The organism is Nocardia sp. NPDC049190, from assembly GCF_040648115.1.
Taxonomy (GTDB): domain Bacteria; phylum Actinomycetota; class Actinomycetes; order Mycobacteriales; family Mycobacteriaceae; genus Nocardia.
Window position 1 is genome coordinate 1 of record NZ_JBEZDE010000081.1, and the last position, 10,389, is coordinate 10,389.

7 protein-coding genes and 1 pseudogene are annotated in these 10,389 nt (G+C 61.7%); 1 reads left to right on the forward strand and 7 read right to left on the reverse strand.

Translation table 11 applies throughout. From position 1 onward, the window contains the following. The 7 genes and pseudogenes from AB0B25_RS31400 to AB0B25_RS31430 form a co-directional block, all read right to left on the reverse strand. On the reverse strand, positions 1 to 1,220 hold a 1,220-nt coding region (locus tag AB0B25_RS31400), incomplete at its 3' end, for an MFS transporter (RefSeq protein ID WP_357187293.1). A 55-nt stretch (positions 1,221 to 1,275) separates the two neighbouring features. Further along, entirely contained in the window at positions 1,276 to 2,568 is a 1,293-nt protein-coding gene (locus AB0B25_RS31405; protein ID WP_357187296.1) for a hypothetical protein, read from the reverse strand. 503 nt (positions 2,569 to 3,071) lie between these two features. Beyond that, positions 3,072 to 3,869, reverse strand: coding sequence for a 2OG-Fe(II) oxygenase family protein (locus AB0B25_RS31410; protein ID WP_357187299.1), 798 nt, complete (start codon positions 3,867 to 3,869; stop codon positions 3,072 to 3,074). A gap of 711 nt (positions 3,870 to 4,580) precedes the next feature. Next, positions 4,581 to 5,819: pseudogene (locus AB0B25_RS31415) on the reverse strand (IS256 family transposase). A 257-nt stretch (positions 5,820 to 6,076) separates the two neighbouring features. Next, positions 6,077 to 8,092 carry an erythromycin esterase family protein gene (locus tag AB0B25_RS31420; protein ID WP_357187302.1) on the reverse strand — a complete coding sequence of 672 codons (2,016 nt, stop codon included), beginning with the start codon at positions 8,090 to 8,092 and terminating at the stop codon, positions 6,077 to 6,079. After that, on the reverse strand, positions 8,089 to 9,273 hold the full coding sequence (locus tag AB0B25_RS31425) for a site-2 protease family protein (RefSeq protein ID WP_357187305.1): 1,185 nt from the start codon (positions 9,271 to 9,273) through the stop codon (positions 8,089 to 8,091). Before AB0B25_RS31425 ends, AB0B25_RS31420 begins: the two co-directional genes overlap by 4 nt. Positions 9,274 to 9,282: 9 nt before the next feature. Continuing rightward, positions 9,283 to 9,837 (reverse strand): flavodoxin domain-containing protein, encoded by a 555-nt coding sequence (locus AB0B25_RS31430; RefSeq protein WP_357187308.1) that lies wholly within the window; start codon positions 9,835 to 9,837, stop codon positions 9,283 to 9,285. 239 nt (positions 9,838 to 10,076) lie between these two features. On the opposite strand from AB0B25_RS31430, the gene AB0B25_RS31435 reads away from it, so the two are divergent. Then, a complete protein-coding gene (locus AB0B25_RS31435; protein ID WP_357187310.1) occupies positions 10,077 to 10,286 on the forward strand; it encodes an integrase core domain-containing protein in 210 nt (69 codons plus the stop codon). Positions 10,287 to 10,389: the final 103 nt, after the last annotated feature.

Below are 10,389 nucleotides of genomic sequence, written 5' to 3' on the forward strand. Positions count from 1 at the left end.
AGCATGTCGAGCATCCGCCATGTCGTGGCGACGATGGGTATTCGACCAATGTAGTCGGGCGAGCCGCGCGTGGGAGCCGCACGGGCCGCTATCCACCCCAGTACGATTCCCGAACCGATACCGATGGCAGCGGAGAATAGAAATCCTCCCGTCGACCCGCCGATGTCGACGGCCTCACTCACCATAAGATTTCCCAGGGCCTGGCCGAACCACATCGTGGCGAAATTGAAGCCGATCGCCTCACCTCGTGCCTCCTCGAATGTCACAGCATTCATTCGATCGGTGCAGGCTGGGAAGATGAGCCCCGCGAGCGTACCGACGACAAAGATGGCGACAGCCAGCGAAAATGGATCGGATAGAAGGACGCAGGACAAGACACCGATCCCGAGGTATAGCAGCAGAAGATACGGCGAGACGGCTGTGGAGATCGCGCCGTAGGCGTACCCGCCGACCACCCCACCGGCCGAACCGATGGCCAATATCAGTCCAAGCTGTCCATCGGCAGCAGAATTGTTTATGACCGAGATGACACTCAATTCCTCGGCGGAAAGGAAGGCCACCGCTGCGGCGTATGCTAGGCACGGCGCCAGGAAGTCGGGGCGCAACCACCGTCTTCGCGGGACGGGCCGTGGCACTTGGTGTGGATCGGTTCGCACCGGCGGGTTCTGCAACCACAGTGCCACCCCGCAACCCAAGACCACCAATCGGATTACGAATATCACCGCCGTCGTGCCCCAGATATTCGCCGCCGCAACACACAGCGGAGGCCCGAGCAAATACGACACATCCACCATCAAGGAGTCCGCAGAGAGCCCTACCCGCCGCCCGCGTTCGGTCGTTGCGGTGACGATGGCCTGTCTCACGATATTCATTACAGGTATGTCGAACCATCCCGACAACGCCCCGAGAAAAAGCAATAGTGAAAATGGGGAGAATGGTGCGATAGTCCAACAGACTGCATTGACCAGAATCGATGGTCCGATAGTACGCCGCAGCCCGAAGCGATCTATCCAGGGGCCGCGATGTAGTGCGCTGCAGGCGATACACAGGAAAATTACGGCGCTCAGCTCGCCCGCATCACCGTAGGAATAGTCCAACGTGTCCCGCACATGCAGTATCAGCAGCAAAAACTGGGAATTGACGCAGATCCGGACCAGCAGACCCAAAAGCAGCATATTCAGCACTGTCCGGTTCGTCAGAATCTCTCGGTAGGCATTCATTCGCGCTCATTCTTCGGCGGGATCGACACTGCCGTCCCCGATTCGTGTGATCGAGTCAGGCAAACTTCTTACCGACGATGACCACCATGCCGTCGTAACCTTCACGCACTGCCTCCCCGCTGCCACATGTTGCCATGCGGATTCGGAAACTGCCGTACCTCGTGTAGATTTCCTCTATCTTCTCCAGGGTCAGATTCACTGCCGGGAAAAATGTCCGGTGACCAGCGGAGTAACCATGGGAACCCACCATGTGAGCCACGACGAACAATCCGTCCGGCTGTAGGGAATTCATCAGGCTGTCAGTGGCTTCGACAAATTCGCTGAGCATGTCCGTGATTGAATCGGCGACGAAAAATGACAAGACTGCGTCATATCGATTCGGCTCCAGTTCGTAAATGCTTCCCATCGTGGTCGACGAAACTATGGAAAGTTTCTTCAGACCAGCCGGAAGGCCGAGCTCTCGGATGTGATCCTCATAGATCTTCCAGGTGCGCAACTGCTCCGCATCGGTCCGGTTCAGCACCTGCTCCAGGTAATCGAGGTTCTTCGCCCCGATGTCGATCAATTCGAGACGACCGCCATTCGAAATGAGCGAGCTGATCAGCATGGCCGGATAGAGGTTCGGACCCACTCCTACATCGGCGACACGTTGCAGACTATCGGGTGCGATTCCCATATCGCTCAGGACGGAGGTGACGAACTCGATAATTTGCCGGTCCTCCGAGCGTATCTTGCATCCATAGTTTCGCTCGACGTACTCGTGCGCGTCGAAGTCATCGAAATCGCTATAGTTCTCCTCCTGATGCGCAAAGAAGACATGTTCTATGTTCTCGAGCAAGGTCGAGCCGCCGGTAGACTCTATAATTTCGAGAGCACGCGCTTCGGGCACCATATAGCTGTCCGGCAATATCGTGACGATCTTATCGGTGTAGAGATGCTCCGAGGAACCGGTTATACATTCGAAGCGCGGCGTCCCAAAAAACCCCAGCCGCAATAAATACCAGGCCGCGACGAACAATGAACAGGGATACTTTAGTCGTGATCCATAGTAGTCGGATAACCCCTTCTTCAGTTTTTTATTTGCTATCAGTTCCAACACCGCCTCGCAATACGGCACGAGCTCCGATTCGAATACCGCTACGTCCGGCGCTGCATTTCTCCGGGACAAGTTGCGCAGAAAGTCCCGAATATCAAGGCATTGTGATGACGGATCTGGACTGTAGTCGTCGACCAGAACTATCTTCTTGATACCTGGTCCAGCTGATAGTTTAAGCAGTTCCGCAATGCCGCGTTCGTGCTGCCTGGAGAACTGCTGATCGCTGTAGATGTGGGCGTATTCGATACCCACGAGAGCAGGTGTTATTTTATCGCCGTGCGGCTGCACTGTAAATTTTTTGTTCTACTGGAAATCCTCGATCATGTGCGGCGAGATATCGAATTCACGATAGTCGCCTTGCATTCCAATCCTGACCATAGGCGTCAGACCGGCGCCGGTCCGGCACACTGTATCGAGAACCGGCGGACGTACGGGAAGTGGTAACGATTTCACCTCATTTGAATGCCCCTCCAGGCACCAAGGGGAGGCGACGTTGTGCTGCTCGTATTCACTCGCGACAGCGTTCCAGTGGCTTCCACTTGTAACGCAGCCGAGTCGAGGCTTTCTATACGGGCAGGAAATCATCGACGCTCCTTGTATCCGACTTCTGATGCGCAGTTTCCAGCGAAGTCCGACGTCGTCTCCGATTATCTTCGAAGAGGCTGTCTTCTCGAAATCGGACACCGCGGAGATCTGCATTTATCGATAATTGTCGGTTCGTCACAAAAGATGCCGACCGCCGGGTAGATTCAGACTCAGGGAGAAACGAAGTCGTCCGAGAGTCCGAAGTGCGAATTCGGATTTCCCATCACTATGTCACGGATGCCTGTACCCGCATCGTTCCCGGTAAAAGGCATGACCGGTCTGTCGACGTCGGGGTTGACGAAATACATCACGGACTTGCGGTCTGCGTTTCCGGTATTGCGCGCGAGGTGATAGCAAGGCTGGATCTCTCCCTCGGTCATCACGGTCATAATGCTGCCGGCCATGACCCTGACCTCGTCCGGTGCAAAATGGACCGGGTGCATGACACCGTCGACCTCGCATTCGAGACCTGGTGCGCTGGTCCAAATCACTGTCATCAGGACCGCGTCCTCGTGGCGTGTCTGAAGAAGCTCTCTCCGCGCGGGAGTGCCGAACGAGTTCAGCTGGAGGTGTGAAGCGGTCTCGAAGGGAAGCGCGCGCTGATAGCCGTAATGCTCACTCAAATCTCGGATGATGGCAGTGGTGATTCCCGCAGCGATCGCTCGGTAGTTCTCCAGCGCGTCGAGGAAAGGGGTGATCTCCGTGCAGTTCGGTATGTTGCGGCGATGCTTCCAGTACAGGAACGAGTCATTGAGATCCGGATTCTCTGGATCGCCCGCGTGGGCGTAGCCGAACGGCCGATAGCCATTGGTCCGGTCCGGCACGCCGAACCGCAGCTTCATTGCCTCGTCGGCCCGAAAGAACTCTGTCGCCTCGTTGTATAGCGTACTCAGCGCAGCGGCCCCTCCCGGGCCGATCGCGACGACCGCACAGCCCTCTGAAAGGAGCTGGTCCAGCGGCGTTGGCATGGCCGCAGAGTGCTGTGTAGTCGCGCTGTTCGGATCTTGGCTTCTTGTCGTCATCGAGCGTGATCCTCTCTGTCCTGAAACTTGTCGTAGGTCTGTCCCGTGTGGTTATCCGCGCAATGGCGGTTATGCGGTCCAGGACGGAAAATGCCGATAGCTGCGCCGCGTTCCAGTTACCGATTGATTCCGTGACCTCTATTGGCGGCCACCGTCGATGGCCTCCCTACCGACCGTTTTCGGTACGCCAGTGGTGACCGATTCGCGATCGGGTCACATCGAGCTCGACGGCTAGGTGGAATACTCAGCGATTGTTGGTGCTACGGCGAAAATTAACGCGATCACCACGCGAGTTTCATAATGTCGACCATCAACCACAGCTGAAACATCCCACATCGCCATCACGGGGCGACATGGGGGAAATGCCTACGGGCATGGGGAAAATGCCTACGATCCGTCGATGCACAGAGCTGCCGGGTCATATGCCGCAGTGAACGAAGGTCAGAGTGATGGAGGCCGGCGCTTCTGTACCGGTTCCGCAAGGGCGGCAATGCTTCTGCGACCCTACGGGTTCGGCCCAACCCGGCAGGGTGGGCGGCCAGGAGAAGATCTACCTCGCCGAGGACATCGTCGAGACCGGGGTATCGATGATGTTCTTCGATCGGTCAAGTCCAGCGGAGTGGTGTAGCGGCGGTCGCCGCGTGATCCTCTGCTGAGTTATGTGGTGAGTGCTGCGGGGGTGGTCTCCTGTTCGTCGGTGGGTTCGGTGATGCCGCGTGAGCGGGCCAGGACGTCCAGGCCGAGGTAGCGACGGCCTTCGATCCATTCGTCGTGTTGCTCGGCGAGCACGGCCCCAACAAGGCGGATGATGGCCTGGCGGTCGGGGAAGATCCCGACGACGTCTGTGCGCCTATGGATTTCCTTGTTCAGACGTTCCTGCGGATTGTTGCTCCAAATTTGTTTCCAGATTTGTTCGGGGAACGCGGTGAAAGGCGAGAAGATCGGCGCGAGCGGCATCGAGATGGTCGTGCACCTTCGGCAGTTTCTCGGCCAACGCGTCCAGCATCCGATCATATTGAACAGCAACGGTTTCTGGTGTCGCCTGGTCGAACACGGAGTGCAGCAGAGTTCGCACCCACGGCCACGACGCCTTCGGGGTGACCGCCATCAAGTTGACGGTGTAGTGCGTTCTGCATCGCTGCCAGGACGCGCCGGGCAGGGTCGCCCCGATCCGCGGCCACCAGGCCCGCGTGGGCGTCGCTGGTGACCAGCTGAACCCCGGACAGACCGCGGGCGACCAGATTCGCGGAAGAACGCCAACCAACCGGCTCCGTCCTCGCCGCTGGTGACCTGGATGCGGAGGATTTCGCGATAGCCGTCGGCGTTGACACCGGTGGCGATCAGGGCATGCACGTTCACCACGCGGCCCTGCTCGCGGACCTTCAACACCAGGGCGTCGGCAGCGACGAACGTGTACGGACCGGCGTCGCGCGGCCGGGTTCGAAACGCCTCCACCTGGGCGTCGAGCTCGGCGGCCATGATCGACACCTGCGACTTGGACAGCTTCGTCACGCCCAACGACTCGACGAGTTTGTCCATCCGACGGGTCGATACTCCCAGCAGGTAGCAGGTCGCCACCACCGAAGTGAGGGCGCGTTCGGCGCGCTTGCGGTGCTCGAGCGGCCAGTCCGGGAAGTAGCTGCCTTGGCGCAGCTTCGGGATGGCCAGGTCGATGGCGCCGACGCGGGTGTCGAAGTCGCGGTGGCGGTAGCCGTTGCGATGGTTGACCCGCTCATCGGAGCGTTCGCCGTAACCGGCGCCGCACAGTGCGTCGGCCTCGGCGCTCATGATCGTCTGGACGAACGTGGACAACAGGTTGCGCAGCAGATCAGGGCTCGCGCCAGCGAGTTGGTCCGACAGCAGCTTGCTCGGGTCGATAGGCTGGACAGAGGTCATCACGTGAGAACTTTCTTCCTTCAAGAACTTTGGTAGGTACTTGAGGATCACGCGATGACCGCCCACTTCCCGGCTACGACACGCCGGGCCTGTCCCGGCTGGTTGAGCCGCTACACCACGCTATTGGACGCAACCCCGGCCACGATACGGCGAGGTCCGCCATATCCGACAGTGACTGGTCCGCACCGTAGGTTCGAGCACACTACAGTCGGCTTCTCGTCATCGGCCGCCGGTGGTTCTCCGGTCTATCGGAGGCCTCAGAGCCCAGTGGGGTATGTCTCGGGGGTGACGCCGGGTACCCAGTGTGTACCGGGGTCGAGTGGCTGGAGAGCGGTGGTGTTGTCGACGTGGATGACGGCGTCGTAGCGGTCGGCGAGGCGAGTGTGGAAGTAGTGGCTGTGGCGTTCTGTGCGGGGTTGGTAGATCACCCCGATAGCCCTTTCGAGGCGCGGACTGCGGAGGATGTCGACAGCTTCGCCAGGTAGGTCCGTGCGGATCATGAACGAGGGGATTCCGGTATCGTGCAGCAGTTCCTCGACGCTGCTGGGCAAGGACACGCGCACAAGTTTGTGCTCGGCGGGACCGTCCCATTCGCTGGCCGCTGTGACCGTGCCGCGGCTGGTCGTGAATCCGATGGTACGGCAGTTGTTTTCGTGTCGTTCGCGCACCAACTGCCCGAGCGAGAGCTGACCGTCGGCGGCCATTTCGGTCGCGCGGGCGTCTCCGATGTGGGAGTTGTGCGCCCATACAACGATCCTTGCCGGGGCGCGGGGACGGTCGAGGTGTGCCGCGAGAGCATCGAGAGTGTCGGCCATGTGCTCGTCACGCAGATTCCACGACGACACTCGGTCGCCGAACATGGCACGGTAGTACGCCTCGGCATTACGGACCGCCCAGGCGTTGCGCAGTACGTCGAAGTGTGCCTCACCGTCTCGCACGTCGATGTGTTCGGCGGCTGTGCGTTGCAGGTCGACGAGCTGACCGACCACCTCGGCCTGGCAGGACTCCCCGGCACCGAACGCCGCGGCGAAACCGTAGGTTTGGCCGTCGTTTTCGGAGGTGCGGTCGAAACAGCTGTAGCGTCGTCTGGCTCGTTCGGCCGCGTCAGGGTCCACCGTCTCCAGGTAGGTGATCACCTGCCGCATGGAGCGGTGCATGCTGTAGAGATCGAGCCCGTAGAACCCGGCGAGCGCGCCGCCTGCGCTGCGCTGTTCGTCGTTGTACAGGCGCAGCCACGAGACGAACTCCCAGACCACGGTATTGCGCCACATCCAGGATGGGAACCGCTCGAAACCGTGCAATGCGGAGGCGGCCGATTCGTCGGTGCCCAGACCGCGGACGTATCGATCGACGCGATGGGCGTCGGGCCAATCCGCTTCGGCCGCCACCGCGGCGAACCCCTTCTCCATGATCAGCCAGCGGGTGATGGCGGCCCGCGCGGCGTAGAACTCCTCGGTGCCGTGTGAACTCTCGCCGATCAGCACGAACCGGGCATCGCCGATGAAATCCTCCAGGACGTGTTGGGGCGGTACGCCCGCGGGCGCCTCGATCGCTACGTCACGCAGCACCGCGACCGGGTCGGTCACCGCGATGGTGGCGTCGGCCGTGGAGGTCGCGAGCAGTTCCCGGACCTGATCATCGCTGACCTGGGCGAAATTCCAGAACGAGTTGCCGACCGCGAGGAACGGTGACGGCATGGTCGCGCACACCATTTCGTCGACGAGCGCCTCGAATTCACGGCACGTGGATTCCGGGGCAGCTGGGACGGCGACCACTATCCGTTTCGGCTGGCTCGCTCCGATCGCATCGACGGCGGCGAACATGCTCGCGCCGGTCGCCAATCCATCATCGACGAGAATAACGGTGCGACCCGCGACATCCAGGGGTGGGCGGCCATCGCGATAGGCCACCTCCCGGCGCGTCAACTCGCGCGCTTCGGTGCCGGCGATGCTGCGCACTTGTTCCGCGGTGAGACGCATTCCCCGAATCATGTCGTCGTTCAGCACGATTCGGCCGCCTCCGGCCAGCGCGCCGATCGCGAACTCCGGATTGCCCGGGAGACCGAGTTTGCGCACAACGAGTGTGTCCAGGGGCGCGCGGAGGGCGGCGGCCACCTCCCAGGCGACCGGAACACCGCCGCGGGCAAGTCCGAGTACGATCACGTCCGGATCGCCACGATAGTGCTCCAGCAGTCCGGCGAGGACACGACCGGCTTCGCGCCGGTCGCGGAAGATCGGCTGAGGTTCGTCCCGGATGGCTGGTGCCGATGTCATGAGAAGCTCCTCTTGTCGATTGTCGAAGCAGATTGGGGCGAGTGCCTCCCGCTTCCGGGCGGCAAGCCGAGAGCGGAGCGGTCACAGGCGAGGGCCAAATCGGTCGGGGTGATCAAGCCGGTCAGACGGCCGGTTTCGTCGACGACGGCGATCGCGTCCGAGTTCGGGCGCAATATCACCCGGGACGCGACATCGCCGAGTGGTTCGTCCTCTCGGGCGAGGGCTCCGGTGGGTAAGGCGCGGGCGGCGGTGCCGACCGTGGTGGTCGGGCGTGACGCTTCGGCGACCGCGGCGAGGTCGGACCATGCCACGACCGCGACCGGATGGCCGGCGTCGTCGACGACCGGGAACACGCGATGTCCACTGCCCACCGCGTCCGAATGCAGCAGCTCGGTGATCGACCATTCCACCGGAACCGCCATTGGACGCGGTGTCATCAGCTCGCGAACCTTGCTGTCGCCGAGTCGATGACGTAGTCCGGCGACGGTGAGTTCGGTGTGTGCCGCCGATTGCAGGAACCAGCCGAGCAGCATCAGCCACAGTCCTGCGAGATAGCCGAAGACGATCAATTCCGCGACGCCGATCAACAGCAACATGGTGCCGAGGATTTGTCCGCTGCGCGCGGCCGAGGTCGCTGCCCGCAGCCGGTCACCGGTCCGCCACCAGATCGCTGCGCGCACCACCCGGCCACCGTCCAGCGGTGCACCGGGCAACAGATTGAACACTCCCAGGATGGCGTTCATGACGGCCAGCCATACCAGCGCATGAGTGATCGGCCCACTCGGGTCCACCGCTGCGGCGCCGACGGCGGCACCGAACGCGACCACGGCGAGCGCGAGGCTCGTCAGCGGCCCCGCCAAAGCGATCCTGAGATCGGCCCGCGCGTCCCGCGGCTCTTCGGTGAGTTCGGAAACCCCGCCGAGCAGCCACAGCACGACTTGCTCGACGCGGACCCCAGCACGTCGGGCGACGATCGAATGTGCCAGCTCATGCGCCAGCAGCGCCGCACATAACAGGACGGCGCCACCGAACGCCGTGGCCCACACCGCCGCCGTGGACGCCGTTGCAGACAGATAGGAACGGAGAATCCAGGTGAATAGTGCGACCGTCACCAGCACAGACCAGTGTGCACCGATACGGATACCGGCAATCCGGCCGAGCGGGAACGTCTGACGTATCATCAGCGCCTTTCACGGGTGGATCGTGGTGTAGCGTGCCCGCGGCAGTCCGAGACTGCGTGCGATGGTGTCGGTCCACGCGCGGATCGCATCCCAGTCGCGGAGATCTCCATAGTGAGGACCACCCAGCAGCCGGTATCGGAGGCGGGCGCGTAGTGAGATACCTTCCCCTTCGTAATGTCCTGCGAATGCGGAGTATTCGTGCGCACCGATCGAATCACGGAGTGCGGCGATCCTCTTCGGGACGATCCGACCGACGCGGCGACCGACCGGCCCACGCAGAGCCGGGCCGAGCCCCACGCTGAACAGCCAGACATCCCGGTCGTCGAGTTCGCGGCGGTGCATGTGCACGTAGTCGACGGCGGAGGGTAGGAAATCCCTGTCGTGTATGGCACTGCCCAGTACGACAGTGTCGAAGCGGGACAGATCGGGGGCATGGTCGATATCGGCGAACTCGACGATCGCGTCGCGTCCCGCCAAGTCGGTGCTGATGAATTCGGCGATGTCACGGGTCGAGCCCTGCTCGGTCGCGTACACGACCGCGATACGATGCTTCTCCTGTTTCATAACGAAGAGCCTGCTCGTAAGGGCGCTCGTAGGTGAGAGGCATCTTGCCCGCGTCAGCAGGACCATGGTCACCCCAAACGGTCGTAACGCTTCCACCGGTCGGTCGCGCGCGATGCGGGAGCGGAGTGGATGCCAGCGTTTACGGTGTCTTTCGTCGCTGTGGGCGTGCTGGTCCGCGTGGTGTCCGCGCGATATCGTTGTCCGGTCGTGGTCGTCTTCGCCGGCTGGGTGGGCATACCATGGTCGGGCAGGGGCTGTGGCGAAACAGGTACGGGTTTACGGATGCGCAACCCGCGGCCACCCTATCCGATGTCGAGTACGCGCTGATGGAATGGTGCGACTGGTACAACAACGCCCGCCTGCATTCCCGGCTCGACTACCTCACCCCGGCCGAGTACGAGGCCGACCACTACGCTCAACTATCGCCACGCCGACCGGCGCTGGTCTGAAACCTGAAGCTGGGCTGTCTCGGGGTTCTGTCCGCTGAGTTGTGAGATTCCAATCCGTTCGATGGAAGGATCTCCGCTCGTGCCGATGATGTACTCACCGCAG

Excerpts from the sequence above, each read along its gene's own strand:
- AB0B25_RS31410 (WP_357187299.1), bottom strand. The coding sequence starts at position 3,869 with ATGCCAACGCCGCTGGACCAGCTCCTTTCAGAGGGCTGTGCGGTCGTC.
- AB0B25_RS31425 (WP_357187305.1), bottom strand. The coding sequence starts at position 9,273 with ATGATACGTCAGACGTTCCCGCTCGGCCGGATTGCCGGTATCCGTATC.
- AB0B25_RS31435 (WP_357187310.1), top strand. The coding sequence starts at position 10,077 with ATGGTCGGGCAGGGGCTGTGGCGAAACAGGTACGGGTTTACGGATGCG.
- AB0B25_RS31430 (WP_357187308.1), bottom strand. The coding sequence starts at position 9,837 with ATGAAACAGGAGAAGCATCGTATCGCGGTCGTGTACGCGACCGAGCAG.
- AB0B25_RS31420 (WP_357187302.1), bottom strand. The coding sequence starts at position 8,092 with ATGACATCGGCACCAGCCATCCGGGACGAACCTCAGCCGATCTTCCGC.